We start from the raw sequence: 24,408 nt of genomic DNA, 5'->3' as shown, positions 1-24,408 counted from the left end.
CTCATCCTCCATAACTCTGCGGCGCGGCGGCCACGGCCCGGACGGCTTCTCCAAAGGCGTCACAGGCGGCGATACACGCGCTCTGGGTGCCGGTGAGCAGACCACCGGCGAAGTTGGTCTCGCTGGGCGGGGCGAAAAAGGCGGTCATGCGGACGTCCGACGCTTTCAGCGCCGCATCCAGCGCCACCATGGCCTCCACCGGCGGGGCGATCAGATAGGCAATGGCCTCGCCCTGGGGAATCTCGGCCAGCTTCGACAGATAGGACCCGGTCCGGGAGACACAGTGGGCCAGATACACCACGTCCCCCGCGTCGTTGGCCGTCCGGAAGCCTACGCCGGAGCGGAGAAAGTCGGCGGCGCTTTGCAGCCCTGCCGTCACCTCCGACGGGCTCGGCCCGGCCAGAATGCCGATGACCTCACCGGCCAGCCGGGTGGAGGCGTTGGCGGCGCCGGCGTAGAGACTGCGGGCGTAGACCACGTCCACGGCGGCCTTTTTCGTCGCTTCGTCCAGGGCCATATACGTCACATCGTCGCAGTCGGTGGACAGCAGGCCGATGGACTTGTGGCGGGCATCCAGACCCAGCTGCCGGGCCAGATCGGGGGAGACGTTGGCAATCAGTTGCAGCGTCAGAATCTCCACGGGCAGGGTATCGCCGGTCATTGGCCCACCCCCTGGCGAAAGGCCACGCCGGAGCATTTCTTCTCCAGCATTTGCCGAATCAGAGACGCGATGTGTGCGCCCGCTTCCACGGCGGGGGTACCCTGGCGGTGGATGTTGGAAACCACGGTCCGGGCCGACTCCGGCACGCCGATGCGGGGGTTATAGGTGAGATAGGCCGACATGGACTCGGCGGTGACCAGACCGGGCCGTTCGCCCACCAGCATACAGACCAGCTCCGCGTCGGTGAGAGAGCCGATGTGGTCCGACGCGCCCACGCGGCAGTACTGGACAAACAGCGTCTTGCCCAGCTCGATGCCGTAGGCGGATAGGCCCTGGCGGATGGCCCGGGCGCAGTCCATGGCGTTGGCCTCGATGGCGGCGGAGCTGAGGCCGTCGCCGATGACCAGCAGGACCTTCGGGTGCTGGCCGCAGGTTTCTTTGATGATGGCCTGGTTCTTTTCGTCAAAGCGGCGGCCCAGGTCGGGGCGGGTCAAGTATTCGTCCTTGTCCTCGCACCTGGTCTTGACGTAGACCAGATCGTTGCTTCTGTAAAAGGATTCCGGCACCTGCGAAAAGACACTGTCCTGGGCGGCGGCGTGGTCGGCCCGGAACCGCAGCAGCGTCACGGTTTTATAGCGGGCGCCGGCCCGGCCCACGCCGATGCGGGCGGGGGTCTTGGCCTTCAGGGCCAGAAAGACCGGACCGTTGGCCGGGTTCTCCACCAGATACTGCTTGCGCAGGTCGATTTTGGACAGGTCGTCCACGGCTCCGTCGCTGTGGGACGGGGCGGACGACGGGGCGGGCGCGGTGCTGCCGGTAGGTTGGCCCATGTCCCGCAGCATTTGGGCCACCATGGCTTTCAGTTCTTCCTTGTTCATCTCGTCCCCTCCTATGCCAAGAGAATGGAGCCGTCACCGGCCCGGGCCGTCAGCTTGCCGTTCTCCACAAAGCCCATGTCCTCCAGCCACTTCTGGAAGGGCGGAATGGCCGTCAGGCCGAAGATCTCCCGTAATGCCGCCGTCTCATGGAAGCCCGTGGTCTGGTAGTTGAGCATGATGTCGTCGCCGTGGGGGATGCCCATGAAGTAATTGCATCCGGCGGACGTCAGCAGCAGCGCCAGATTTTCAATGTCGTTCTGGTCGGCTTTCATATGGTTGGTGTAACAGGCGTCGCAGCCCATGGGCACGCCGGTCAGCTTGCCCATGAAGTGGTCTTCCAATCCGGCCCGGATGACCTGCCGGGCGTCGTACAGGTACTCGGGGCCGATGAAGCCCACCACCGTATTGACGAGAAACGGCTGGAAGGGCCGGGCAAAGCCGTAACACCGGGCCTCCATGGTCACCTGGTCCCAGCCGTAATGGGCCTCGGAGGACAGCTCCGAACCCTGGCCCGTCTCAAAGTACAGGACGTTGGGCCCCTCACAGGTACCCTCGGTCAGCATCAGCTGCCGGGCTTCCTCAATCTGTGCGGCGGCGAAGCCGAAGGCCTCGTTGCCCTTCTGGCTGCCCGCGATGGACTGGAAGATCAAATCCGACGGAGCGCCCTTGCGGACGGCCTCCATCTGGGTGGTCACATGGGCCAGCACACAGATCTGGGTGGGAATCTCCCAGCGGCAGCGGATTTCATCAAAGCGTTTCAAGACCCGCTCCACGCTCTCCACACTGTCATCCACCGGGTTCAGCCCCAGCACCGCATCGCCTGCGCCGTAAGTGAGACCCTCCAGCAGAGACGCCATGATGCCGTCGGGGTCGTCGGTGGTATGGTTGGGCTGGAGACGGCACGACAAGGTGCCGGGCAGGCCGATGGTGGTATTGCAGTGGGCCGTGACACGGATTTTGGCGGCGGCGTACACCAAATCCAGATTGCTCATGAGCTTGGCTACGGCGGCGATCATCTCGGCGGTCAGGCCCCGGGAAATCCGCCGGATTTTGTCGCCGGTGGTCCGTTCATCCAACAGCCATTCCCGCAGCTGAGACACGGTCCATCCGGCAATCTCCCGGTAAATGGTCTGGTTGACGCCGTCAAGAATGAGCCGCGTCACCTCGTCCTGCTCATAGGGAACGGCGGGGTTTTCGTACAGGTCCCGCAGGGTGATCTCCGCCAGCACCGCCTTGGCCGCCACCCGCTCCTGGGCGTCTTCGGCGGCGATGCCCGCCAGCTTGTCGCCGGATTTTTCCTCGTTGGCCTTGGCCATGACGTCCCGCAAATCGCGGAACTGGTATGTCTTGCCAAAGAGCGTCGTTTGCAGTTTCAATTCCTACACCTCACCGATCAAATAGTAATGTTTTCACCACCACGGGCAATGCGCTGCCCACGGGGGAGCCGATGTCGAGATACATACCCGTTTCCATGGTCAATCCGTCCATGCACAGAAGATGCCGGGGCTGGGCCATCCGGCACAGCATGGCCTGTCCCAATGCTTTCGCCATGTCCGCCGTCACCGCCACCAGCAGGGGCAAGCCCGCCTGCTGCAAGGGGGCAAGCCCAGATAGAAGTCCCTCGGCCAGCCGTTCAATGGTCTGGAAATCGGGGCTGTGCTGGCCCGGAAAGGCCAGGACCACCGGCGACGGTTCGCCATTGTCCCAGAACCAGCGGAGTTTTTTCTCCACAGTCTGTGCGAGTTCCTGTGGAGCGCCCGCCGTCTCCTCGGCGGTCAGCGACAGCACCGGCAGATTCTTTAAAGGAAAGTCCACGCCCTCATAGGCGATGGTACTGCCCGAAAGGGTGGTGGCGTGGCTGCCGGCCCCCACCACCGTGGCCCGGATGGTCTCGTTCGGCCGAATATGCGGCCCTTGCAGCAGGGGGGAGCGGGCAATGGTCCGGCCCAGAATCACGCCCATATCGCCAAAGGCGTCCCAGGGCGGCGGCGATTCCGTGTAGATCATATCGGCCACGCCGCCGGAGAAGGACAGCATGGGAGCGGTTTCCGGAACGGCGGGGAGACGGTTGGTGGTGAGCCGTTGGGACAGCTCCGTCCGGGGCCGCAGTCCGGCGGCCTCCTCCAATGCTTCCGTCAGCAGGTCCGCCACGGGCTGCAACTCCGCTTCCGTCACGGTCTGGCCGACAGAAAGGGTCGTGAGACCGTCCAGCACCGGGGAAATATAGGTGACGCGGTGGTTTTTATCGAATTTTATCAGCCGCCCGCCCACATTTAAACATCCCGTATCCACGCAGCGGCCCCGGTCAAAGAGACAGGCGTTGGCGGTGCCGCCGCCGATGTCAAAATTGAGCACCGCCGTGTCGTGCTCCCGGGAATACTCGTCGCATCCGGCCCCACGGGCCGCCAGAATGCCCTCCAGGTCCGGGCCGGCCGTGGCAACGACAAATTCCCCGGCGTAGCCCGACAGGGCCGCCAGCACCTGCTTGGCGTTGTCCTTGCGGGCCGTCTCGCCGGTGATGATGACGGCCCCCGTCTCAATGTCCGACTTGGAAATGCCCGCCTTGCGGTACTCCTCGTCCACAATGGCCTGGATGGCTTCGGCGTCGATGACCGTGTCCGACAACAGGGGCGTAAAGTGGATGGCGGAACGATAGATGATTTCCCGGTCTGTGATGGCCAAATCCGGCACCGCAAAGGCCGACGCCTTGTTTTCCACCGTCAGCCGGGACAGCACCATCTGGGTGGTGCTGGTGCCGATATCCAGCCCCACCGACAGCAGCGCCCGCTCCATCTAGCGCACCTGCCGCAGCAGGTCCGTCAGGTCCTGCCGGGTGGGGGTCCGGGGATTGGTCTTGCAGCAGGGGTCCGCCAGGGCCGCCGTCACCAGGGCGTCCAGGGCGCTGTCCAGGTCCGCCGGGGCGATGCCCGCCGCCGTCAGCGTCTCCGGCAGGTGCAGGCGGCGGCGCAGACGCTTGATTGCTGTGATGAGATTGCGCAGCAGGAGCCGCTCCGTGCCGCCCTCGATGCCCGCCACCCGGGCCAGCTCCGCATATTGGCCCAGGCAGGTGGAACCGTTGTACTCCAGAACGGCGGGCAGCAAAATCCCGTTGAGCCGTCCGTGGGCCACATGGAACCGGCCCCCCAATGCGTGGGCCAATGCGTGGCTGACGCCCAGACCCGCATGGTCAAAGGCCAGTCCCGCCATGGTGGCGGCGGCGTGGACCGCGCCGCGGACCGAAGCGTCCCCGTCGTAGGAGCGGGGGAGATTCTGATAGCACCAGCGGAAGGCCATGGAAGCGTAGCCGTCGGAGAAGGGGGAGGCGTTCTTCGATGCCACGGCTTCCAGACAGTGGGCCAGCACGTCCATACCCGCGTCGGCAATGAGGGGCTGGGGCAGCTGCTGCAACAGCGACGGGTCCAGAATGGCCCAGTCGGGCAAGAGGGCGTCGTCCACAATGGGGTGCTTGACGCCGTTGTGGGAGAGAATCGAAAAACTGGTCACCTCGCTGCCGGTGCCGGAGGTGGTGGGGATGGCGATAAACAGGGGCCGCTGCTCCTGTACATAGACGATGCCCTTGGCGCAGTCCATGGGACTGCCGCCGCCCAGGGCGATGAGCACGTCGTGGCCGTTGCGGGCGCAGAGGGCCGCGCCCCGGGCCGCCAGCTCCGCCGACGGGTCCGGCGTCACCTCAGAAAACACCGTCACCGACGCGCCCGGTACCCGGCTGCCCACGGCCTGGGCCAGCCCCGATTGGGCAAAATACCGGTCGGTGACCACCAGCACCGAACGGCCCTGACAGCGGCCCAGCTGCTCCAGCGCGCCGTCGCCGTAAAAAATCCGGGGTTTACAATGAAACGTTTGCAATACTTCACCGCCTTTCTGCCGGTAGTATTGCCAGCGGCGGAAAAAAACATGAGTCGTTACAGGGAGTTTTTTTCACGACACACCGCAAACATGGTGTCTGCGATGTGCCGTCAGAAGGCGCGGCGCACCACGCGGCGGCGCTGCATGGAAAGGATTGCAAAATTCGACAGGATATGATAAACTGGCATCGATACAACCGGCCGCACCACTGGGGCGGCGTTGTATGGACAAGAGGAAAGAATGATTTGAAACAAACGGAGGAGAGTACTATGGCATATTGCAGGAACTGCGGCACTCAGATCGACGACAAGGCAGTAATTTGTGTCCACTGTGGCGTGGCACAGCCCGGTTCCAGTGGTAGCTTGACGGATAGTGGCAGCTTGGGCTGGGGGGTGCTCTCGTTCTTTCTGCCTATTGTGGGCCTAGTTCTTTGCTTGGTTTGGTGGCAGACAAAGCCTAAGTCTGCCAAGGTTAGCGGTATCGGCGCACTCATTGGCGCCATTTTTTGGGTTTTTATAATTTAGATGCAATTTTTGCACTGGGTCTCGGAGCGGCTCTCACGGTCGGAACCTCCTATTGATGGAAACGCTTCCGGCGGCAACACAGCAACCATCCCAAAGGAGAGGTGAGGGTATGGCATATTGCAGAAACTGCGGCGCACCCATTGCCGACAAGGCGGGGCTGGCGCTGCGCGGCGTGGTCGGTGGCCCGGCCTGATATCCAATTTGATGCAAAAACGAGCTGTTGCCGCGGCAACAGCTCGTTTTCTCACGGTCCATTCCGGACTTGACGAAACCCTATCTGTATAATATGATAAAGAAAATCTGTTGCATTCGGAAAGGACGCGCCTATGAACCTATTGCTCACCGACCGCCCGCTGGCCGTCTCCCTGCCGGAGGGCTGGGAGATGGCGGACCTGTCCCAAAAGACCATTGCCCCCTGTCTCGGCTGCTTCGGCTGCTGGACCAAGACGCCGGGAAGATGTGTGCTGCGGGACGACGCGGTGGACATCTATCCCCGCATCGCCAAAAGCAGCCGGGTCCTCTACGTCAGCGCCGTGGTCTACGGCGGCTACGACGTGCCCATGAAAACCATGCTGGAACGGGCCATTCCCGTCCAGAAGCCCTTTATCCGCCTGCTGGACGGGGAGACCCACCACGTCCAGCGGGCCGTGACCAGGAAACAGGCCGATATTGTGGCCTACGGCGCCGACACCGAGGAGGAACGGGACCTGTTCCGCCGTCTGGTGCAGCGCAACGCCAAGAACATGAGCTTTGCCGACGTGCGCATTCACTTCACCACCCCAGACGGCGTGGAGAAGACCGTGGAGGAGGTGCTGTCCAAATGAATCTGCTGCTTCTCAACGGCAGCCCCCGGGCGCCCCGTTCCAACTCCAAACGGTATGCGGAGCTGTTCTGCAAACACTGGAAGGGAGCGGTCGAGACGGCCAATCTGCTCAAGGGCGACACAGACGGACTGTGCGCCAAGGCCGGGGCCGCAGACCACGTCCTATTGGTGTTCCCCCTGTACGCCGACGGACTGCCCACGGTGCTGCTGTCCTTCCTGAAGGCCTGGGAGCGGTCCATGGGTCAAAAAAAGCCCACGGTGTCGGTGCTCATCAACTGCGGCTTTTATGAGCCGGAGCAGAACCGGGTAGCCGTGGACATGGTACGGCTGTTCTGCAAAAAAACCGGCTGCCCCTTCGGCAGCGTCCTGGCCATCGGCAGCGGCGAGGCCATCCTGGATACGCCGTTCCGCTTCCTGGTGGGGCGGAAGCTGCGGCAGCTGGCCGGGGCCATGGCCCGGGGACAGGCCGTGTCGCTCCAATGTACCATGCCCATTTCCAAGGGAATGTTTTTACGGGCCTCCACCACCTACTGGACCCGCTATGGCCGCCGGTTCGGCCGGACGGCGGCGGAGCTGGACACCATGGACATCGAGGGGGGAACATAAATGGATCAGGAACCCAACCGGGACCCCTGGGAAGACGACGAAAGCGACGACCAGTGGATGGAAAAGATGGTACGCGCCACAAAAATCGGTAACCGACTGGTCTTTCTGCTGGTGCTGCTGCTCCTGGCGGCCATGGCCGTCATGGTCTATCTGTACCGGAACCCGTGACCGGAGGGGCCATGTCCGCCGTACCCATTCCGGTTCCCGCCCGCAGGCGACACAAAACGCCCAACTTCCTCGGGGGAAGTTGGGCGTTTTTTTCAGGGGGTGCTGCAATTTGCAGCATCCCCTGATTCCATTGTCTTCTTGTCTGTGGTATGATACAATAGGAATGGAAAACGTTCCCAGACGGGGGACGTCCCGGGGCCTACGCGGGGAAGACCGTGCGGATGAGAACCATATAGAGAACGGTCCCCACCAGAATGGACAGATAGATGTTTTTCCGGAACCACTGGAGCAGGGCCACCGCCGCACAGGAGAGCAGCTCCGCCAGTCCGAAGGGAAAGGCGGTAAAGTTCAGATTCCGCAGACAGTAGCACACCAGAATCACCATGATGGCCGGGGGCAGCACGTTGCCCAGATACCGCATCATCCCCGGCAGGGGCCGTTTGCCGAAGAGCAGAAAGGGCAGAGCCCGGGTCAGCAGCGTCACCAGGGCGCAGACGGCAATGACGGCGGCGGCATAGGTATTACTTCCCATAGTACGCCTCCAGTTTGGCCTGGACGGAGCGGCGGCGGACCATCAGTACCACCAAACTCACCGACAGGGCCGGAATGAGAAAATAGTCGGGACCCAGCAGCAGGTAGAACACCACCGCACTGCAAAGACCCGACAGGGCCGGCAGCTTGGTGGGGTATTGCCGCCACTGGTTGACGGCCACCACCACAAAAAAGGCCGTGGCGGAAAAGTCAATGCCCGTCAAATCCACCGGCAGCAGCGCACCGGCCCAGCCCCCCAGAAAACAACCGGCCATCCAATAGCAATGGTCGCAGAGGGCAATGAAAAAGTCTGCCCGCTGCCGGTCCAGCCCCTTGGGGTGCTGGATGGAACAGAGCACCGAATACGTCTCATCGGTGAGGGAGAAGACCATATAGGGAAACCGCCAGCCCATGGTGCGGAACCGGTCGATCATGCCCACGCCGTAAAAAATATGGCGGGCATTGATGAAAAAGGCCATGACCGCCATGGTCAGCAGAGGCGTATGGGCCTGCAACAGCGGCACCATGACGAATTGCAGGGACCCGGCGTACACCAGCACGGCGCTGGCCAGGGACCACAGAGGCCCATATCCGGCCTTGGCCATCATGACGCCGAAGGCCACGCCCATAAACAGATAGGTGAAAAAGATGGGGAAGGTCTGCTTCAGCCCATAGCGTAACTCCCGCATGACGGAACCTCCTGAGGGGATTTCTCCAATTATAACACTGCATCAATAAATTCTCAATAGCCTCTTGACGCCGCGCCGCACCCATCGGGCGGAATGGACCCTTGATTTCCAGCCTGTGGCTGCGGTATAATGAGACATACGCATACGAAGAGAGAAGGAGCGGATACGGTATGCCTGAAAAGTGGAATTTTTTTGAAAATCTGGATGAGATGGTCTACGTTACCGACGTGGAGACCAACGAACTGGTCTATATGAACCGCCATCTGCGCAATGCGCTGGAATACCGCTCCCATGCGGAATACCGTGGCCGCAAGTGCTATCAGGTGCTGCAAGGCTGCGACGAACCCTGCTCCTTCTGTACCAACGATCAGCTGCGTCTCGGCGAGTTCCTCTCCTGGACCCACATAAACCCCGTCCTCAATCAGCGCTTTCTCATCAAGGACAGCCTGCTGGAGGCGGGCGGGCGTCGCTACCGCATGGAAATCGCCATCAATCTGGATTCGGAGGCCGCCAGCGGCACGCCCTATTATTACGCGCGCAGTGAGACCATCCTCAACGAGTGTCTCCAGCAGATCTTCGCGTCCACAGACCCGAACGAATCGATACAGCGGCTCCTGGCCTACATCGGCACAACCTTCTCCTGCGACCGGACGTACGTCTTTGAGCTTCACGGGGAGACCACCGACAATACCTATGAGTGGTGCGCCCCGGGTGTGGCGCCCCAGAAGGAAGTGCTGCAAAATGTCCCGGCCCCGGCACTGGACTGGTGGTATAAATCCTTTGACAAGAGCCAGATCATTGAGATTTCCGATCTGGAACAGATTCGGCAGGAGTATCCCGAGACCTACGCCATTCTCAAGCCCCAGAACATCCGCTCTCTGACCGCCGGTCCCATCCGGGAGGACGGCAAGCTCATCGGCTTCCTCGGCGTGGACAATCCCGATCCGGAGATGGTGCGTCTCATCACCCCCCTGTTGAAGGTGGTGGGCTACTTCGCCTCTACGCTGCTCAAGCGGCGGGAGCTGCTCAAACGGCTCCACGAGCTCAGCTACCACGACCAGCTCACCGGCGCCCTCAACCGCAACGCCCTGGCCGAATACTACGGCCGGCTGTCCATGGAGTCCGCCGGCGTCCTCTACTGCGATATCACCGGCCTCAAGCGCATCAACGACACCCAGGGCCATAAGGCCGGAGACCGGATGATCCGCCACTGTTACGACCTGATCCGCAAGTCCGTGGACACGCAGCTCATCTACCGCTCCGGCGGCGACGAGTTCATCGCATTGTGTCCCAATGTGGAGGAAGCTGCGTTCGAGCGGTGCCTGCGGCGGCTGCGCCACGCCATCCGGCAGGACGAATACCACATGGCCATAGGCTGTACCTGGTCCAAGGACCAGCCGCTGATTCTGGAGGACCTGATCACCCAGGCCGATCAGGTCATGTACCAGGACAAACGGGATTATTACCGGCGGAACAGCCGTCTGCCCGGCGTGGAGCGCCGGAAGGTCCGGGAGGCGGACTTTGCCGACGCCGCGCCGGAAAAGCCCGCGCCGGAGACGCCGCTCCAATGCTTTATGGCCACGGCGGCCTATGACGTGGAGGCCATGGTTCAGTCGGTGGCCCAGGAAAACAGCTCCAGCTACTTCTACATGGGCGACATGCAGAAAGGGCTGTTCTACATCTCCGACAACATGCGCGACGACTTCGGCTTCCAGAGCAATTTGGTCCAGGACCTGCTGACGGTGTGGGCCAAGCGCATCAGCACGCCGGAATTTCAGGACCTCTACTGGCAGGACCTGTCCAGTATGATGCGGGAAAAGCGCTCGGTCCACGACCTGCGCTATCGGGTCCGGGATGCCCACGGCAACAGCAAATGGATTCGCTGCTACGGCATTCTCACCTGGAACGCCGACAGGACGAAACCGGTGTTCTTCTCCGGCCGCGTGACCCATCAGGACAACGACTTTGTGGTGGACCCGGTCACCGGCTTTCCCCGGGAGCATGCCGCCCTCCAGCAGCTGGAGGAGCTGCGCAAGGACGGGTCCCGGACGCTGGTCATCGGCTTTTCCCTCAACGGCATGACGGAGATCAACAGCACCAAGGGCCGGGCCTACGGCGACCGGCTCCTCAAGCGGTTTACCGACTCCCTGATGGAGGGGCTGTGCTGGAAGATGTCCTTCTACCGGCTGGAGGGCATGCGGTTTCTGTCCATCGTCAATCCCCTGTGCATGGGGGAGGGGGCGGCGGCCCTGGTGGAACAGATTCGTACCGTCGCCGTGGACTGCTACGAGGCCATGGGCGTCGCCGGACAGAAGGTCTGCTCCTTCGGCGTCATAGAGTACCCCAGCGCCGGCTGGAAGCCCGAGGACCTGCTGGAAAACATGATCTCCCTGATTCGCGTGGCCAAGCAGGAATCCAATCTGTGTTACGTGGACTACTCGGAGGAGAGCATCCGCCGCATCCGGCAGATGTCCAACATGACCATGGCGCTGCGGCAGGATGTGGAACACCAGATGGAGCACTTCCGCATTGTGGTGCAGCCGGTGGTGTGCGCCGAGACCGGAAGAGCCAAGGGCGGCGAGGTCCTGCTCCGGTGGCGGTTCGAAGATCGGGACGTGTCGCCCGCCGTCTTTATCCCCATCCTTGAAAAGGAAAAAATGATTCATGAGGTGGGCCGCTGGGTCTTTGAACAGGCCGTCTGCACCTGCGTGCGGCTGCGGTCCTATGACCCCAACTTCTATTTGACCTTCAACGTCAGCTTGGAGCAGCTGTCGGACCCGCTGCTGCTGCCGGAAATGGCCAAAATCCTCGAAAAATACGGCCTGTGCGGCAGCGGCCTGGTGGCCGAGCTGACAGAGAGCTGCCTGGACGAGGAGCCGGAAAAGCTCCTGGACTTCGTGGGCGCCTGCCAGAATCTCGGCATGCGCATCGCGCTGGACGACTTCGGCAGCGGCTACTCGTCTTTGCGGATGCTGCTGCAATATCCGTCCAGCATCATCAAGCTGGACCGGTCCCTGGTGATGGAGGTCACCGAATCGGAAGCCAAGATGAATTTTATCCGCAGTATCGTCTTCGCCTGCCACCAGTTCGGCAAAACCGTCTGTATGGAAGGCGTGGAACGGGCCGATGAAAACGAGATCATTCGCAATACGGGCTGCGACCTGATCCAGGGCTATTACTACTACCGCCCCATGGAGCTCAGCGACGTGTACCGGCTCATCAGCCGCAGCGGCGAGCAGACCGAAGAAGGGGGCGACGCCCATGGCGCAGGAATCTGAGGAACGGTCCGCCGGAACCGAACCGGTACGGGCCCTGCTGGAGGAGTTTTTCCGCCGCTATCTGACGCGGCGTGATCTGGCGGGTACCCTGGAGCTGGTGGACGAGGGGATTATCAGCATCGGTTCCGGCGAAGGGGAGGTGGCCCTGGACAAAACCGCCTTCCGGCAGCTGCTGGAAGAGGAATTTTCCACCCTGGAACAGCCCATCCGCTTTTCCCTCACCAATTTTACCCAACGGCAGCGGGTGGAGGGCGTCTGGGACTGCTTCTGCAACATGGAAACCATCGTGACCCTGCCCGACGGCCAGCAGGCCCGGTATCCCATGCGGGTCACCGCCGCCGTCTACCGTCAGACCGGCGGCCTGCGGATTCAGACGCTCCACGCCTCCGAAGCCAGCCTCTATATGGAGGATGGAGAGTTCATCCCCCTGAAATTCCTCTCCCGGGGCGTGGAATCCCTGAGCCGGGAGACGCGGCTGGACCTGCTGGAAATCATCGGGCAGATCATGCCCGGCGGCATCCTCGGCGGATACATGGAGGAGGGCTTTCCCCTGTATGTGGCCAACGAGCGGATGCTGCGCATGATGGGATACGACAGCTGCGAGGAATTTGAGCAGGGGATCAACGGCTGCATCCTCAACAGCATCCATCCCGACGACCGGGAATACGTCAACCGGGAGATGGCGACCATCCCCAATCTGGGCGATCAGTATGAGATTCAGTACCGGATGCAGAAAAAGGACGGTTCCTACCTGTGGATTCACGACATCGGACGGCGGACCCTGTCCGCCGATGGCCGGGACGCCGTCATCAGCGTGATCATCGATATCACCCGGCAGATGCAGGCCCAGGCCACGCTGGAGACCGAGGCTGTGACGGACCCCCTCACCGGCATCTACAACCGCAAGGGCGGCCGGCTCCGCATGGAGCAGCAGATGCAGCAGGCGGAGCGGTACCTGTTTCTGATGCTGGATTTGGATAACTTCAAGCAGGTCAACGACCTGTACGGCCATGAGGAGGGCGACCGGGCCCTCTGCACCGTGGCCCGACTGCTGCAGGAGCGGTTCCGCAAAAGTGATGTGGTCTGCCGGGTGGGCGGTGATGAATTCGCCGTCTTTGCCCCGGGCTGCGGCGACGAGGAACCCATGCGGCATAAGCTGGACGCGCTCATCGAGGAGTACCGTCAGACCATGCTGCGCCACTGGCCGGCGGCCCGGTCCACCCTGTCGGTGGGCGGCGTCTGCGGCAGCCGCCGCCGGACCTTTGCCGAGCTGTACCAGATGGCCGACGAGGTCCTCTACGAGGTGAAACGCAGCCAAAAGGGCCGCCATATCCTCCGCTGCCTGGATTGACCGTCCGCTGCGCCGCCCGTGCCGTTTCCACGGTCCGGTGCGGCGCGGTTTTTTCGGGGAACGGACCGTCGGAACAATGTATCCGGGTTTGCTTTTTTCCGCGCTGTCGTTTATAATGAAATAAAGATTCCGCGGCGTTGCCGCGGTGGGGGAACGGAAGACCGAACGGTCTTACGGAATGTCAGGGGGCGTATCATGGAATCGCAACTGGAAGGGATGAAGAGGTTTTTTGAACCTCTCCATGAGATTGTCTATATGGCCGATATGGACACATACGAGCTGTGTTATATGAATCAGCAGGGCCGCCGCTGCTTCGGCCTGGAGCCGGACGAGCCGCTGGAAGGGGAGAAGTGCTACGCACTGCTCCAGGGCCGCGATACGCCCTGTCCCTTCTGCACCAACGACAAGCTCCAATGCGGGGCGTTTTATGAGTGGGTCTACTATAATCCCGGCTTGCAGCGCCATTTTGCCGTCAAGGATACCATGGTGCGCCAGGGGGACCGGCGGGTTCGGGTGGAGCTGTCCTTCGACATGAGCACCGAGGCCCAGCAGAAGAACACCATCCGGTCCTATGAAAGCAACGAGCAGTTGCTCAACGAGGCGCTGCGGGTGGCGTTGAGCTGCTACGACGAGGAGGAGGAACCGGTCCAGGCGTTCCTCAGCTATATGGGCGGCAAGCTGGGCGGCGACCGCATGTACATCTTTGAGGGGACCGAAGGCGGCAGCGTGAAAAACACCTATGAATGGTGCAGGCCGGGCGTGAAATCCCAGCTGGCCGACCTCCAGGCGGTGCCCTGGGAGGTGGTGGAGCGCTGGTACCAGGCGTTTCACCGGGGCGAGCATGTGGTTCTCTACGATGTGGAGGACATCCGGGAGCGGGAACCGGCGTTGTACCATATGCTGCACCCCAAGGGCGTCCGCAGCCTGATCGCCTGTCCCATCGTGAGCCATGAGCGGATTCTGGGCTTCTTCGGCATGGACAATCCGCCCATCAACAACCTGTATCACATCTCCACCATTCTGGATATCATGAGCAATTTTATCCTGTGCATGTTCCACCGGCGGGACCTGCTGGGACGGCTGGAGCGCATGAGCTATTACGATCAGCTCACCGGCGCGCGGAACCGCCACGGTCTGGCCCGGACCCTGGAGCAGATGGACCCGGAGGAGAGCGTGGGCATTCTCTACTGTGACGTTATGGGTCTGAAACACATCAATGACACCCTGGGCCATGAGCACGGCGACGCCCTGCTGTGCCGGGCCTTCCAATTCCTGACCGAGCGGTGCCAGGGACGGCCGGTGTACCGGCTGGGCGGCGACGAGTTCATGGTCCTCTGTGAGGACGTGGACCAGTTGACCTTCAATGCCATTGTCCAGGCCGTAGGCGATCAGGAGGGCCGCGTGGACATGGCCATGGGCTACGTCTGGAAGGAACGGGTGGGCGACAGTTTTTACGCCCTGCTGTCCCAGGCCGACCAGGCCATGTACGACGACAAGCATTACCGGCGGCTGAAAGGCCAGATCTGCCGGGAATGACCGGTTCCCCATGGGACAGGGCAGCACCCAAATTGCAAAAAAGAAAACGTATGACTGGAGAGTGTCAAACTCCAGTCATACGTTTGTTTTTGGGGCTTTGCTGCCGCTTCGTTGGCGCTGCTGGGCCATTCACCGGCGGGAGCGGCGGTCGTACAGCTTGGCAAGGCCGCCTTCCGCCGTTTCCCGGTACTGCTGGGACAGGTGGATGCCCGTCTCATACATGGTCTTAACCACCATGTCAAAGGTGATCCGCTGGGAATCCGACAGGAAAAAGGCCAGATTGAGACAGTTCAACGCCCGGGACGCCGCCACGGCGTTGCGTTCGATGCAGGGAATCTGCACCAGGCCGCAGATGGGGTCACAGGTCAATCCCAGATGGTGCTCCAACGCGATTTCCGCCGCGTACTGGGTCTGGGCCGTGTTGAGATCGCACAGGACACAGGCCGCCGCCGCCGCCATGGCGCAGGCCGAACCGATTTCCGCCTGACAGCCGCACTCCGCTCCGGAAATGGACGCGTTGCGTTTGATGAGAGAGCCGAACAGGCCCGCCACCGCCAACGCCTGCAACACCTTTTCATCGGTGAGCCGCCGCCGCTCCTTCAGATACCGCAGCACTGCCGGCAGTACGCCGCAGGCGCCGCAGGTGGGCGCCGTGACGATGGTGCCGCAGTCGGCGTTCTGCTCGCTGACGGCGTAGGCGTAAGCGCTGACAATGCGGCATTCCCGCAGGGCCGTGAATTCGTTTTCAATGACCTTTTCATAGAGGGTTTTCGCTTTCCGCTCCACCCCCAGGCCGCCGGGCAGCACGCCTTCGGTGGCAATGCCTGCGTCGATGGCCTTCTGCATGGTCTGCCAGATGACGGCCAGAAAATCCCAGATTTCCGGTCCCTCGTTGATCTCCACATATTCCCACAGCGTCAGATTCCGCAGACGGCAGAAGTCCGCAATCTCCGCAAAGGAATTTTCCGGGTACACCTCCGGCGGCTCCATGTCCGCGCAGCCCTCCACCCGGATATCGCCGCCGCCGATGCTCTCCACCCGCAGACGGGGAGAACGTTCCTCGCCGTGCCAGGCGTACAGGTCCATGGTGTTGGGATGGGTATAGGTCTGCCCCAGAGGCTCATCGGAAAAGACAATCTCCGTGGGCGTGGGGGACAGGACCGTATGGAGCACCCGGTCGGTGCCGTGGCCCTGGCCCGTCTTGGACAGAGAACCGTACAGCACCACCGTGTATCGGTCGGCGTCGGGATATCGCTCTTTCAACAGGTGGGCCGCCCGCTCCGGTCCAATGGTATGGGAGCTGGACGGGCCTTTACCGATCTTATAGAGATCGCGGATGGACTTCATATCGCTCGTTCCCTTCGTATAAGGCTATACCGTATAGTATACCAAATTCCGCGGGGGAACTCAACGGCCCGGCGTATTTTTCCGGTGCAGCGCCTCCAGAGACAGTTCTCCGGCCAGCTTGAACAGCGCGTCGGCCAGGACCTGCTCCACGCTGCGGCCCGTCCAGACAGCCACCTGTTCATAAAAGGCCGCCGCCGTCGGGTCCAGAACAATGGTATATGGCTCCATAGCATCCTCCCTTCAAAGGGACAGGTCCACGGTGCGGACCGGGGCGCTGCCGTCGTGGACACACAGTTCATAGAGGGCAGGGGACAGAGGCCCCAGAACATACCGCCCATCCCAGCCGGTGACACAGTGGCAGCGGGGCTCTCCCGTCTCCCCATCCAACGCCAGAACCACCGCGTCGGCGGCCGGCCGTCCGTCGGCCCGCCTCACCACACCGGTGAGTATGGCGCCGCTGTCCGGCGGCAGGGTCAGATCGGTCTCCACCCGCTCTCCGGGCTTCATGTGAATGTAAAAATGCAGCTCGCTTCCCATGGCGCTACCTCCTGCGAAAATGGTAGTTTATCCTATGCAGGGATTGACAGACGTGTTATAATAGTAGACACTGATTTGAAAAATACCGGGGGTCTTTCCCCCGAAAGGATGGAATTATCACCATGGCCAAAGAGAAAAAAGTCGAACAGATCACCGATATGGAGGTGGACTTTGCCCAGTGGTACACCGACGTGTGCAAGAAGGCAGAGCTGATTGATTATTCCTCCATCAAGGGTATGTTCATCTACCGCCCCTATGGCTACGCCATCTGGGAGAATATCCAGAACGGTCTCGATGCCCGCTTCAAGGAGACGGGCCACGAAAACGTCTATCTGCCCATGCTGATCCCGGAATCCCTGCTCCAGCGGGAGAAGGACCACGTGGAGGGCTTCGCCCCTGAATGCGCCTGGGTCACCTACGGCGGCAGCGACAAGCTGGAGGAGCGGTACTGCATCCGTCCCACCTCCGAAACGCTGTTCTGTGAGCACTATGCCAACGTCATCCACTCCTGGAGAGACCTGCCCAAGCTGTACAACCAGTGGTGCAGCGTGCTCCGCTGGGAGAAGACTAGCCGCCCCTTCCTGCGGCACCGGGAGTTCCTGTGGCAGGAGGGCCACACCATGCACGCCACCGCCGAGGAGGCCATCGCCGAGACAGAGCAGATGCTGAACATCTACGCCGATTTCATGGAGAATGTGCTGGCTATGCCCGTGGTCAAGGGTAAGAAGACCGACAAGGAAAAATTCTCCGGCGCCGAAGCCACCTACACCGTGGAGTGCATGATGCACGACCGCAAAGCCTTGCAGGGCGGCACCAGCCATTTCTTCGGCGACGGCTTCGCCAAGGCCTTCGATATCACCTTCACCGGTAAGGACAACAAGCTCCACAACCCCTTCCAGACGTCCTGGGGCGTATCCACCCGTCTGATTGGCGGCATCATCATGACCCATGGCGACAACAACGGCCTGGTTCTGCCGCCCCGTATCGCCCCCATTCAGGCCATTGTCATTCCCGTGGCCCAGCACAAGGAGGGCGTCCTCGATGCCGCCACAGACCTGCTGAATCGTCTGAAAACTGCCGGTGTCCGGGCCAAGATGGACGATTCCGAGCAGTCCATGGGCTGGAAGGCTGCCGAATATGAGATGAAGGGCGTGCCGCTGCGCGTGGAGATCGGTCCCAAGGATATGGAAAAGGGCCAGTGCTGCATCTGCCGCCGCGACAGCGGTGAGAAGGTCTTTGTGCCCCTGACGGAGCTGGAGGACCAGGTTCAGAAGCTGCTGGACGCCGTCCACGACGGCATGTATGCCCGTGCCAAGAAGAATCTGGAGGAGCACACCAAGACGTGCCAGACCATGGACGAGGTCAAGGTGTTCATGCAGAACGAGGGCGGCTTCGCCCGGACCATGTGGTGCGGTGATCTGGAGTGCGAGCTGAAAATGAAGGAAGAAGTGGGTGTCACGTCCCGCTGCATGCCGCTCCATCAGGAAAAGGTGGGCGAGACCTGCGTTTGCTGCGGCAAAAAAGCCGATAAGATGATTTATTGGGGCGTCGCTTACTAATCGCCACCGCACCCAAAGATAAAAGTTTTACTCGATTTTTTTCAAAAAATCGCGGAGTCCAGAGGCAGGGCCTCTGGTCGCGCCGCGCACGGGGCGAAACACCCGCGCCGCGCACGGGGCGAAACACCCGCGCCGCGCACGGGGCGAAACACCCGCGCCGCGCACGGGGCGAAACACCCGCGCCGCGCACGGCGCGAAATACCCGCCCCGCGCACGGGGCGAAACACCCCATCGTCCCAAACCGCGCCGCGCACGGCGCGGAACCCCTGCGGCAATGCCGCAATCTCCCCGCCGCTGCCCCACGGGGCGGCAGGCGGGGAGATTCTTCTCTGCCTTTCTACATTATAATATAGGATGCAAACCGGCAGGGGAGCGGTGCAACGCGGTAAACTGCCAAATCAACGAAAATACAGAAAAAATTTTGTAAGTTTTTTATGAAAAACTCTTGACATTGTTGGTGATACCGTGTATTATGAGTGGGCACGCGGTCGAAAGGCCGGTGCAGTATGCGATGAAGTGGGAGATTGCGTCCTGGACGGTAACTTCCGCGGAGTATGTCCGGTCATCGGGCGGCTGAGATTCTCATGATACAGCGTATATCGCCGATCATGGGCAGCCGGCGTTCGTCGGCTTTTTTCATGCGCTCGGAATGATACGCACGGCTTAGCGTATAAGAGATTCTCGTCCGTACCCAGGCTCAACGAACACTGAGTACGTTTCAAGGAGGAAACAAGTAATTATGGCAAACCAGAAAATGATCCGCATTCGCCTCAAGGCTTACGATCATCAGCTCATCGACTCCAGTGCAGAGAAGATTGTCGAGACCGCCAAGCGCAACGGCGCCGCTGTCTCCGGCCCCATCCCCCTGCCCACCAAGAAGGAAGTTGTCACCATCCTGCGCGCTGTGCATAAGTACAAGGACAGCCGTGAGCAGTTCGAGCGCAGAACCCACAAGCGTCTGATCGATATCCTCGATCCCAGCCAGAAGACCGTTGAGGCCCTCATGAGCCTGGATCTGCCGGCCGGTGTCGAGATTGAGATAAAGCTGTAATATACATTATATATTATAGCTGCCCGCCACGGTCCGTCAAAATGGACGGACGGGTCATGTTGGTTCCAAGGCAGTCCAATGGCTTTGAAATCAACCAATAACCTTAAATAGGAGGAAACACTAATGCAGAAAGCAATCATCGGCAAAAAAGTGGGCATGACCCAGATCTTCGATGAGAGCGGCAAGGCCATCCCGGTTACCGTTATCGCTGCCGGCCCCTGCGTCGTCGCTCAGAAGAAGACTGAGGAGAAAGACGGCTACGTCGCTGTCCAGCTGGGCTACGAAGAAGTCAAGGAGTCCAAGCTGTCCAAGCCCGAAATCGGCCACCTGAAAAAGGGTGAGCTGGCCATGATGAAGCACCTGAAGGAGTTCAAGCTGAACAACGCTGCCGAACTGAACGTCGGCGACGTCATCAAGGCTGACACCTTCGCCACCGGCGACAAGGTCGACGTGACCGGCGTTTCCAAGGGCCACGGCTACCAGGGCGCCATCAAGCGCCACGGCGCACAGCGCACTCCCACCACCCACGGCGGCGGCCCTGTTCACCGTCACGCCGGTTCCATGGGTTCCACCTCTACTCCTTCCCGCATCTTCAAGGGCCACATCGGCGCCGGTCAGATGGGTGTCGAGCAGGTCACCGTCCAGAACCTGGACGTGGTCAAGGTGGACGCTGAACTGGGCATGATCGTTGTCCGCGGCGCCATCCCCGGCCCCAAGGGCGGTCTTGTCTATGTGAAGAGCACGGTCAAGAACAACAAGGTCAAGCAGGCCGGCTCCGACATCAGCAAGAACCCGCAGAAGGCTTCCGGTCGTAACCCGCAGAAGGCTTCCGCCAGAGGCTAAGGAAAGGAGAGTGCTTTTAAATGCCTAACGTTAAAGTTTTGAACATGGCCGGCAACCAGGTCGGCGAAGTCACTCTGAGTGACGCCATCTTCGGCATCGAGCCCAACGAGTCCGTTGTGCACGACGTTGTGAAGAATCACCTGGCCAACTGCCGTCAGGGCACCCAGAGCGCCCTCACCCGCGCCGAGGTTTCCGGCGGCGGCATCAAGCCCTGGAGACAGAAAGGCACCGGCCGCGCCCGTCAGGGCAGCACCCGTGCTCCCCAGTGGACCCACGGCGGCGTCGTGTTCGCCCCCAAGCCCCGCGATTACAGCTACACCCTGAACAAGAAGGTCAAGAGACTGGCTATGAAGTCCGTCCTCAGCGCCAAGGCCGCCGAGGGCAACATCGTGGTCATCGACTCCATCAAGATGGACGCTCCCAAGACCGCCGCGTTCCAGAAGTTCCTGAAGGCCGTCGACGCCGACTGCAAGGCTCTCGTCGTCACCGCCGAGGCCGACGAGCTGGTGATCAAGAGCGCCCGCAACATTCCCGGCGTCTCCACCACCTTCGCCTCTTGCATCAACGTTTACGACATCCTGAACGCCAAGAAGTTCGTGGTCGATCAGGCTGCCCTCGCCAAGATTGAGGAGGTGTTCGCATAATGAAGACCGCTTACGATATCGTGATCAAGCCCATCATCACCGAACAGTCCATGGAGGACACTGCTTTTAAGAAGTACGTTTTCCAGGTCGCCCCCGATGCCAACAAGATCGAGATCGCCAAGGCTGTCGAAGAGATCTTCGGCGTCAAGGTTGAGAAGGTCAACACCATCAACATGGACGGCAAGAAGAAGCGCACCGGCGCCTACCCTGTGGGCCGCCGCGCCAGCTGGAAGAAGGCTATGGTCAAGCTGACCGCCGATTCCAAGACCATCGAGTTCTTCGAAGGCATGGTCTAAGAGATTTCTCAAAAGGAGTGTAACGCAAAATGGCGATTAAATCTTTTAAGCCGTATACGCCGTCCAGAAGAAACATGACCGTTTCCGCTTTCGATGGCGTTGACAAGAAGGCGAAGCCCGAGCGCAGCCTGGTCGAGACCCTGAAAAAGCATTCCGGCCGCAACAGCTACGGCAGAATCACCGTCCGCCATCGCGGCGGCGGCAACAAGCGCAAGTACCGCATCATCGACTTCAAGCGCGACAAGGTGGATATGCCCGCCACTGTCCAGCGCCTGGAGTACGATCCCAACCGCAGCGCCTTCATCGCACTGGTCAAGTACGAGGACGGCACCCTGCGCTATATCCTGGCCCCCGTTGGCCTGAAGGCCGGCGACAAGGTCCTGGCTTCCACCGGCGCTGACATCAAGCCCGGCAACTGCCTGCCCATCGCCAACATCCCCGTCGGTACCGTCATCCACAACATCGAGCTGAACCCCGGCCGCGGCGCCCAGCTGGTTCGTGCCGCCGGCACCGCTGCTCAGCTGATGGCCAAGGACGGCGAGCTGGCTCAGGTCAGAATGCCCTCCGGTGAGGTTCGCTACATTCGCATGAACTGCACCGCCTGCATCGGCCAGGTCGGCAACATCGACCACGAGAACATCCACCTCGGTAAGGCCGGCCGTACCCGCCACATGGGTATCCGTCCCACCGTTCGCGGCTCTGTCATGAACCCCTGCGATCACCCCCACGGTGGTGGTGAGGGCAAGAGCCCTGTCGGTCGTCCCGGTCCTGTCACTCCTTGGGGCAAGCCCGCCATGGGCCTGAAGACCCGCAAGAAGAAGAACCGCACCGACAAGTTCATTGTCAAGCGCAGAAACGCGAAGTAAGGAGGAACAGTAATGAGCAGAAGCATCAAAAAGGGCCCCTTCGTTGCGCCTGAGCTCTTCAAGCGCGTCGAGGAGCTGAACAAGGCCGGCGACAAGAAGGTTCTCAAGACCTGGTCCCGCGCCTCCACGATTTTCCCCTCCTTTGTCGGTCACACCATCGCTGTCCACGACGGCCGCAAGCATGTTCCCGTCTATATCACCGAGGATATGGTCGGCCACAAGCTGGGCGAGTTCGTGCCCACCAGAACCTTCAAGGGTCACGCCGGCAGCAAGACCACTAACAAGTAAGGAGGAACGCTAGAATGGAAGCGAAAGCACATCTGAAGTATCTTCGCATGTCCCCCCGTAAGGTCAAGATCGTTTGCGACATGATCCGCGGCAAGGACGTTGCGACCGCCACTGCATACATGATGCAGACTCCCAAGGCTGCCTGTGAGCCCGTTCTGAAGCTCCTCAAGAGTGCCGTTGCCAACGCGGAGAACAACAATGGTATGGATGCCTCCAACCTGTATATCTCCACCGCCGTTGCCAACCCCGGCCCCACGCTCAAGCGCGGTATGCCCAGAGCACAGGGTAGATTCAATCGCATTCTGAAGAGAACCACTCACATCACCATCGGTGTGAGCGAGAAGAACTGAGCAGGAGGTAGCTATGGGACAGAAAGTTAATCCCCACGGATTGCGCGTCGGCGTAATCAAGGATTGGGACTCTCGTTGGTACGCCCGTGACGATAAAGTCGGCGACCTGATCGTTGAAGATTACAACATCCGCAAGTATTTGAAGAAGACCCTGTACGCTGCCGGTATCGCCAAGATCGAGATCGAGCGCAACCAGCAGAAGGTCAAGATCAACATCCACTGCTCCCGTCCCGGCGTCGTCATCGGCAAGGGCGGCACCGAGATCGAGCGCCTGCGCCTGCTGGTCGAAGGCATGATCGGTAAGAGCGTGGCTCTGAACATCGTCGAGGTCCGCAGCCCCGACCTGAACGCGCAGCTGGTGGCCGAGAACATCGCCGCTCAGCTGGAGAAGCGTATCAGCTTCCGCCGCGCCATGAAGCAGGCCATGCAGCGCGCCACCCGTCTGGGCGCCAAGGGCATCAAGGTTGCCTGCTCCGGCCGTCTGGGCGGCGCCGAAATCGCCCGCAGCGAGTCCTACCACGAGGGCACCATCCCCCTGCAGACCCTGCGCGCCGACATCGACTACGGCTTCGCTGAGGCCGCTACCACCTATGGCCGCATCGGCGTCAAGGTGTGGATCTACAAGGGCGAGGTCCTGAACTCCACCCTGCGCACCGAGAACCCCGAGCCCGCCCGCCGCGAGCGCCGCGACGGCGACCGCCGCAGAGGGGACCGCAACGGCCGCAGACCCTACAATGGCAACAATCACAACGGCGAGCGCCGCAACGCTGGTCGCCGCGAAGGAGGTAACCGCTGATGCTGATGCCCAAGAGAGTGAAATACCGCAGAGTCCACAGAGGCCGCATGACCGGCGTGGCTACCCGCGGTAATAAGGTCGCCTACGGCGACTTCGCCATCCAGGCCCTGGAGCCCGGCTGGATCACCGGCAACCAGATCGAGGCTGCCCGTATCGCCATGACCCGTTACACCAAGCGTGGTGGTAAGGTCTGGATCAAAATCTTCCCCGACAAGCCCGTGACCAGCAAGGCACTGGGTACTCGTATGGGTTCCGGTAAGGGCGCCCCCGAGTACTGGGTCGCCGTCGTCAAGGCCCAGAAGGTCATGTTTGAAATCGGCGGCGTGTCCGAGGAAGTGGCCCGTGAGGCCCTCCGTCTGGCTATGCACAAACTTCCCATCAAGTGCAGAATCATCGCACGGGAAGACACTGTTTCCGGAAATGGTGGTGAATAATGATGAAGGCAAATGAGATCCGCAATATGTCCACCGCCGAGCTGGAGGCGAAGCTCACCGAGCTGAAAAAGGACCTGTTTTTCCTGCGTATGCAGCATGCTACCAACCAGCTGGACAATCCCGTGAAGATCGCCGGCGTCAAGAAAGACATTGCCCGCATCAAAACTATTCTGCGCGAAAAGGCGCTTCGGCCCGAGGCCTAAGGAGGTAAGCGAACATGGAAGAAATCAGAGCTTTCCGCAAGACCAGGGTCGGTACTGTTGTCTCTGACAAGATGAACAAGACCATCGTGGTCGCCATTGAGGACAGCGTGCAGCACAAGCTGTACAAGAAGATCATGAAGAGAACGTATAAGCTGAAGGCCCACGACGAGAACAACGAGTGCGGCATCGGCGATACCGTCAAGGTGATGGAGTGCCGTCCCCTGTCCAAGGACAAGAGATGGAGACTCGTGGAAATCATCGAGAAGGCGAAGTAAGGAGGTC

29 protein-coding genes are annotated in these 24,408 nt (G+C 61.0%); 19 read left to right on the top strand and 10 right to left on the bottom strand.

All coding sequences use genetic code 11. The features are described from left to right. Nucleotide 1: 1 nt before the first annotated feature. From eutL to ACTQ33_RS01455, 5 genes are read right to left on the bottom strand one after another with little or no spacing between them, the layout of a single operon-like run. Nucleotides 2-661: an ethanolamine utilization microcompartment protein EutL gene (gene eutL, locus ACTQ33_RS01475; protein WP_441461516.1), complete on the bottom strand. Its 660-nt coding sequence runs from the start codon at nucleotides 659-661 to the stop codon at nucleotides 2-4. Beyond that, the gene (gene eutC, locus ACTQ33_RS01470; RefSeq protein WP_441461514.1) at nucleotides 658-1,539 is read right to left on the bottom strand and encodes an ethanolamine ammonia-lyase subunit EutC; all 882 of its coding nucleotides are present in this window, start codon (nucleotides 1,537-1,539) and stop codon (nucleotides 658-660) included. The genes eutL and eutC overlap by 4 nt, the downstream gene beginning before the upstream one ends. Nucleotides 1,540-1,550: 11 nt before the next feature. Beyond that, the gene (locus ACTQ33_RS01465; protein WP_441461512.1) at nucleotides 1,551-2,915 is read right to left on the bottom strand and encodes an ethanolamine ammonia-lyase subunit EutB; all 1,365 of its coding nucleotides are present in this window, start codon (nucleotides 2,913-2,915) and stop codon (nucleotides 1,551-1,553) included. 10 nt (nucleotides 2,916-2,925) lie between these two features. After that, on the bottom strand, nucleotides 2,926-4,332 hold the full coding sequence (locus ACTQ33_RS01460; RefSeq protein WP_441461510.1) for an ethanolamine ammonia-lyase reactivating factor EutA: 1,407 nt from the start codon (nucleotides 4,330-4,332) through the stop codon (nucleotides 2,926-2,928). Next, nucleotides 4,333-5,406: an iron-containing alcohol dehydrogenase gene (locus tag ACTQ33_RS01455; RefSeq protein WP_441461508.1), complete on the bottom strand. Its 1,074-nt coding sequence runs from the start codon at nucleotides 5,404-5,406 to the stop codon at nucleotides 4,333-4,335. A gap of 579 nt (nucleotides 5,407-5,985) precedes the next feature. Here ACTQ33_RS01455 and ACTQ33_RS01450 point away from each other — a divergent pair. The 4 genes from ACTQ33_RS01450 to ACTQ33_RS01435 all read left to right on the top strand — a co-directional run bounded on the left by ACTQ33_RS01450 (nucleotide 5,986) and on the right by ACTQ33_RS01435 (nucleotide 7,527). After that, nucleotides 5,986-6,123, top strand: a complete 138-nt coding sequence (locus ACTQ33_RS01450; RefSeq protein ID WP_441461507.1) for a hypothetical protein — start codon at nucleotides 5,986-5,988, stop codon at nucleotides 6,121-6,123. Between the two features lie 133 nt (nucleotides 6,124-6,256). Then, nucleotides 6,257-6,754: a flavodoxin family protein gene (locus ACTQ33_RS01445; protein WP_441461505.1), complete on the top strand. Its 498-nt coding sequence runs from the start codon at nucleotides 6,257-6,259 to the stop codon at nucleotides 6,752-6,754. Then, entirely contained in the window at nucleotides 6,751-7,359 is a 609-nt protein-coding gene (locus ACTQ33_RS01440; RefSeq protein WP_441461503.1) for a hypothetical protein, read from the top strand. The genes ACTQ33_RS01445 and ACTQ33_RS01440 overlap by 4 nt, the downstream gene beginning before the upstream one ends. Further along, entirely contained in the window at nucleotides 7,360-7,527 is a 168-nt protein-coding gene (locus ACTQ33_RS01435; RefSeq protein ID WP_441461501.1) for a hypothetical protein, read from the top strand. It abuts the gene before it with no gap. A gap of 199 nt (nucleotides 7,528-7,726) precedes the next feature. Here the strand turns inward: ACTQ33_RS01435 and ACTQ33_RS01430 are convergent, their stop codons facing one another. Together ACTQ33_RS01430 and ACTQ33_RS01425 are read right to left on the bottom strand one after the other, a co-directional pair. Beyond that, complete coding sequence (locus ACTQ33_RS01430) at nucleotides 7,727-8,059, bottom strand: branched-chain amino acid transporter permease (RefSeq protein WP_441461499.1); 333 nt, start codon at nucleotides 8,057-8,059, stop codon at nucleotides 7,727-7,729. Next, nucleotides 8,049-8,747, bottom strand: coding sequence for an AzlC family ABC transporter permease (locus tag ACTQ33_RS01425; RefSeq protein WP_441461497.1), 699 nt, complete (start codon nucleotides 8,745-8,747; stop codon nucleotides 8,049-8,051). The genes ACTQ33_RS01430 and ACTQ33_RS01425 overlap by 11 nt, the downstream gene beginning before the upstream one ends. A gap of 170 nt (nucleotides 8,748-8,917) precedes the next feature. On the opposite strand from ACTQ33_RS01425, the gene ACTQ33_RS01420 reads away from it, so the two are divergent. The 3 genes from ACTQ33_RS01420 to ACTQ33_RS01410 all read left to right on the top strand — a co-directional run bounded on the left by ACTQ33_RS01420 (nucleotide 8,918) and on the right by ACTQ33_RS01410 (nucleotide 14,912). Further along, nucleotides 8,918-12,025 carry an EAL domain-containing protein gene (locus ACTQ33_RS01420; protein ID WP_441461495.1) on the top strand — a complete coding sequence of 1,036 codons (3,108 nt, stop codon included), beginning with the start codon at nucleotides 8,918-8,920 and terminating at the stop codon, nucleotides 12,023-12,025. Beyond that, nucleotides 12,009-13,376, top strand: coding sequence for a diguanylate cyclase (locus ACTQ33_RS01415; RefSeq protein ID WP_441461493.1), 1,368 nt, complete (start codon nucleotides 12,009-12,011; stop codon nucleotides 13,374-13,376). Before ACTQ33_RS01420 ends, ACTQ33_RS01415 begins: the two co-directional genes overlap by 17 nt. A gap of 195 nt (nucleotides 13,377-13,571) precedes the next feature. Further along, complete coding sequence (locus ACTQ33_RS01410) at nucleotides 13,572-14,912, top strand: sensor domain-containing diguanylate cyclase (RefSeq protein ID WP_441461491.1); 1,341 nt, start codon at nucleotides 13,572-13,574, stop codon at nucleotides 14,910-14,912. 129 nt (nucleotides 14,913-15,041) lie between these two features. On the opposite strand, the gene ACTQ33_RS01405 is transcribed toward ACTQ33_RS01410, so the two are convergent. Genes ACTQ33_RS01405 through ACTQ33_RS01395 form a run of 3 tightly spaced genes read right to left on the bottom strand, consistent with a single transcriptional unit; the run spans nucleotide 15,042 to nucleotide 16,796 of the window. Then, nucleotides 15,042-16,259 carry an L-serine ammonia-lyase, iron-sulfur-dependent, subunit alpha gene (locus ACTQ33_RS01405; RefSeq protein WP_441461489.1) on the bottom strand — a complete coding sequence of 406 codons (1,218 nt, stop codon included), beginning with the start codon at nucleotides 16,257-16,259 and terminating at the stop codon, nucleotides 15,042-15,044. A 60-nt stretch (nucleotides 16,260-16,319) separates the two neighbouring features. Further along, nucleotides 16,320-16,487, bottom strand: coding sequence for a hypothetical protein (locus tag ACTQ33_RS01400; RefSeq protein WP_441461487.1), 168 nt, complete (start codon nucleotides 16,485-16,487; stop codon nucleotides 16,320-16,322). Between the two features lie 12 nt (nucleotides 16,488-16,499). Further along, a complete protein-coding gene (locus tag ACTQ33_RS01395; RefSeq protein ID WP_441461485.1) occupies nucleotides 16,500-16,796 on the bottom strand; it encodes a carboxypeptidase-like regulatory domain-containing protein in 297 nt (98 codons plus the stop codon). Nucleotides 16,797-16,918: 122 nt separating this feature from the next. Between ACTQ33_RS01395 and proS the strand changes: the two genes are divergently transcribed. From proS to rpsQ, 12 genes are all read left to right on the top strand, one after another. After that, entirely contained in the window at nucleotides 16,919-18,355 is a 1,437-nt protein-coding gene (proS, locus tag ACTQ33_RS01390; RefSeq protein ID WP_441461484.1) for a proline--tRNA ligase, read from the top strand. 739 nt (nucleotides 18,356-19,094) lie between these two features. Further along, the gene (gene rpsJ, locus ACTQ33_RS01385) at nucleotides 19,095-19,406 is read left to right on the top strand and encodes a 30S ribosomal protein S10 (RefSeq protein ID WP_441461482.1); all 312 of its coding nucleotides are present in this window, start codon (nucleotides 19,095-19,097) and stop codon (nucleotides 19,404-19,406) included. A 123-nt stretch (nucleotides 19,407-19,529) separates the two neighbouring features. After that, nucleotides 19,530-20,249, top strand: a complete 720-nt coding sequence (rplC, locus tag ACTQ33_RS01380) for a 50S ribosomal protein L3 (RefSeq protein WP_441461481.1) — start codon at nucleotides 19,530-19,532, stop codon at nucleotides 20,247-20,249. 20 nt (nucleotides 20,250-20,269) lie between these two features. After that, nucleotides 20,270-20,893, top strand: coding sequence for a 50S ribosomal protein L4 (gene rplD / locus ACTQ33_RS01375; RefSeq protein ID WP_441461479.1), 624 nt, complete (start codon nucleotides 20,270-20,272; stop codon nucleotides 20,891-20,893). Beyond that, the gene (gene rplW / locus ACTQ33_RS01370; protein WP_441461478.1) at nucleotides 20,893-21,189 is read left to right on the top strand and encodes a 50S ribosomal protein L23; all 297 of its coding nucleotides are present in this window, start codon (nucleotides 20,893-20,895) and stop codon (nucleotides 21,187-21,189) included. The genes rplD and rplW overlap by 1 nt, the downstream gene beginning before the upstream one ends. 29 nt (nucleotides 21,190-21,218) lie before the next feature. Then, on the top strand, nucleotides 21,219-22,055 hold the full coding sequence (gene rplB / locus ACTQ33_RS01365) for a 50S ribosomal protein L2 (protein WP_441461476.1): 837 nt from the start codon (nucleotides 21,219-21,221) through the stop codon (nucleotides 22,053-22,055). A gap of 12 nt (nucleotides 22,056-22,067) precedes the next feature. Beyond that, nucleotides 22,068-22,343, top strand: a complete 276-nt coding sequence (gene rpsS, locus ACTQ33_RS01360; RefSeq protein ID WP_441461474.1) for a 30S ribosomal protein S19 — start codon at nucleotides 22,068-22,070, stop codon at nucleotides 22,341-22,343. Nucleotides 22,344-22,357: 14 nt separating this feature from the next. Beyond that, the gene (rplV, locus tag ACTQ33_RS01355; RefSeq protein ID WP_441461473.1) at nucleotides 22,358-22,693 is read left to right on the top strand and encodes a 50S ribosomal protein L22; all 336 of its coding nucleotides are present in this window, start codon (nucleotides 22,358-22,360) and stop codon (nucleotides 22,691-22,693) included. Nucleotides 22,694-22,706: 13 nt separating this feature from the next. After that, nucleotides 22,707-23,489 carry a 30S ribosomal protein S3 gene (rpsC, locus tag ACTQ33_RS01350; protein WP_441461471.1) on the top strand — a complete coding sequence of 261 codons (783 nt, stop codon included), beginning with the start codon at nucleotides 22,707-22,709 and terminating at the stop codon, nucleotides 23,487-23,489. Continuing rightward, nucleotides 23,489-23,923, top strand: coding sequence for a 50S ribosomal protein L16 (gene rplP / locus ACTQ33_RS01345; RefSeq protein WP_441461470.1), 435 nt, complete (start codon nucleotides 23,489-23,491; stop codon nucleotides 23,921-23,923). Before rpsC ends, rplP begins: the two co-directional genes overlap by 1 nt. A gap of 2 nt (nucleotides 23,924-23,925) precedes the next feature. Further along, complete coding sequence (gene rpmC / locus ACTQ33_RS01340) at nucleotides 23,926-24,126, top strand: 50S ribosomal protein L29 (RefSeq protein ID WP_441461619.1); 201 nt, start codon at nucleotides 23,926-23,928, stop codon at nucleotides 24,124-24,126. Between the two features lie 14 nt (nucleotides 24,127-24,140). Further along, nucleotides 24,141-24,401, top strand: coding sequence for a 30S ribosomal protein S17 (rpsQ, locus tag ACTQ33_RS01335; protein ID WP_441461468.1), 261 nt, complete (start codon nucleotides 24,141-24,143; stop codon nucleotides 24,399-24,401). Nucleotides 24,402-24,408 lie beyond the last annotated feature (7 nt).

The sequence above is a fragment of the Candidatus Avoscillospira sp. LCP25S3_F1 genome (genome assembly GCF_052117125.1).
Classification (GTDB): domain Bacteria; phylum Bacillota; class Clostridia; order Oscillospirales; family Oscillospiraceae; genus Avoscillospira_A.
This window is presented reverse-complemented; position numbering and strand designations above follow the sequence as displayed.

Bases quoted from the DNA above. Each gene is read 5' to 3' on its own strand.
- rplD (WP_441461479.1), top strand. From the start codon at position 20,270: ATGCCTAACGTTAAAGTTTTGAACATGGCCGGCAACCAGGTCGGCGAA.
- ACTQ33_RS01420 (WP_441461495.1), top strand. From the start codon at position 8,918: ATGCCTGAAAAGTGGAATTTTTTTGAAAATCTGGATGAGATGGTCTAC.
- proS (WP_441461484.1), top strand. From the start codon at position 16,919: ATGGCCAAAGAGAAAAAAGTCGAACAGATCACCGATATGGAGGTGGAC.
- rpsQ (WP_441461468.1), top strand. From the start codon at position 24,141: ATGGAAGAAATCAGAGCTTTCCGCAAGACCAGGGTCGGTACTGTTGTC.
- ACTQ33_RS01400 (WP_441461487.1), bottom strand. From the start codon at position 16,487: ATGGAGCCATATACCATTGTTCTGGACCCGACGGCGGCGGCCTTTTAT.
- eutC (WP_441461514.1), bottom strand. From the start codon at position 1,539: ATGAACAAGGAAGAACTGAAAGCCATGGTGGCCCAAATGCTGCGGGAC.
- rpsC (WP_441461471.1), top strand. From the start codon at position 22,707: ATGGGACAGAAAGTTAATCCCCACGGATTGCGCGTCGGCGTAATCAAG.
- ACTQ33_RS01435 (WP_441461501.1), top strand. From the start codon at position 7,360: ATGGATCAGGAACCCAACCGGGACCCCTGGGAAGACGACGAAAGCGAC.
- ACTQ33_RS01395 (WP_441461485.1), bottom strand. From the start codon at position 16,796: ATGGGAAGCGAGCTGCATTTTTACATTCACATGAAGCCCGGAGAGCGG.
- ACTQ33_RS01430 (WP_441461499.1), bottom strand. From the start codon at position 8,059: ATGGGAAGTAATACCTATGCCGCCGCCGTCATTGCCGTCTGCGCCCTG.
- ACTQ33_RS01460 (WP_441461510.1), bottom strand. From the start codon at position 4,332: ATGGAGCGGGCGCTGCTGTCGGTGGGGCTGGATATCGGCACCAGCACC.
- ACTQ33_RS01405 (WP_441461489.1), bottom strand. From the start codon at position 16,259: ATGAAGTCCATCCGCGATCTCTATAAGATCGGTAAAGGCCCGTCCAGC.
- rpmC (WP_441461619.1), top strand. From the start codon at position 23,926: ATGAAGGCAAATGAGATCCGCAATATGTCCACCGCCGAGCTGGAGGCG.
- rplW (WP_441461478.1), top strand. From the start codon at position 20,893: ATGAAGACCGCTTACGATATCGTGATCAAGCCCATCATCACCGAACAG.
- rplV (WP_441461473.1), top strand. From the start codon at position 22,358: ATGGAAGCGAAAGCACATCTGAAGTATCTTCGCATGTCCCCCCGTAAG.
- ACTQ33_RS01445 (WP_441461505.1), top strand. From the start codon at position 6,257: ATGAACCTATTGCTCACCGACCGCCCGCTGGCCGTCTCCCTGCCGGAG.
- rplP (WP_441461470.1), top strand. From the start codon at position 23,489: ATGCTGATGCCCAAGAGAGTGAAATACCGCAGAGTCCACAGAGGCCGC.
- ACTQ33_RS01410 (WP_441461491.1), top strand. From the start codon at position 13,572: ATGGAATCGCAACTGGAAGGGATGAAGAGGTTTTTTGAACCTCTCCAT.
- eutL (WP_441461516.1), bottom strand. From the start codon at position 661: ATGACCGGCGATACCCTGCCCGTGGAGATTCTGACGCTGCAACTGATT.
- ACTQ33_RS01425 (WP_441461497.1), bottom strand. From the start codon at position 8,747: ATGCGGGAGTTACGCTATGGGCTGAAGCAGACCTTCCCCATCTTTTTC.
- rpsS (WP_441461474.1), top strand. From the start codon at position 22,068: ATGAGCAGAAGCATCAAAAAGGGCCCCTTCGTTGCGCCTGAGCTCTTC.
- rpsJ (WP_441461482.1), top strand. From the start codon at position 19,095: ATGGCAAACCAGAAAATGATCCGCATTCGCCTCAAGGCTTACGATCAT.
- ACTQ33_RS01440 (WP_441461503.1), top strand. From the start codon at position 6,751: ATGAATCTGCTGCTTCTCAACGGCAGCCCCCGGGCGCCCCGTTCCAAC.
- rplC (WP_441461481.1), top strand. From the start codon at position 19,530: ATGCAGAAAGCAATCATCGGCAAAAAAGTGGGCATGACCCAGATCTTC.
- ACTQ33_RS01415 (WP_441461493.1), top strand. From the start codon at position 12,009: ATGGCGCAGGAATCTGAGGAACGGTCCGCCGGAACCGAACCGGTACGG.
- rplB (WP_441461476.1), top strand. From the start codon at position 21,219: ATGGCGATTAAATCTTTTAAGCCGTATACGCCGTCCAGAAGAAACATG.
- ACTQ33_RS01450 (WP_441461507.1), top strand. From the start codon at position 5,986: ATGGAAACGCTTCCGGCGGCAACACAGCAACCATCCCAAAGGAGAGGT.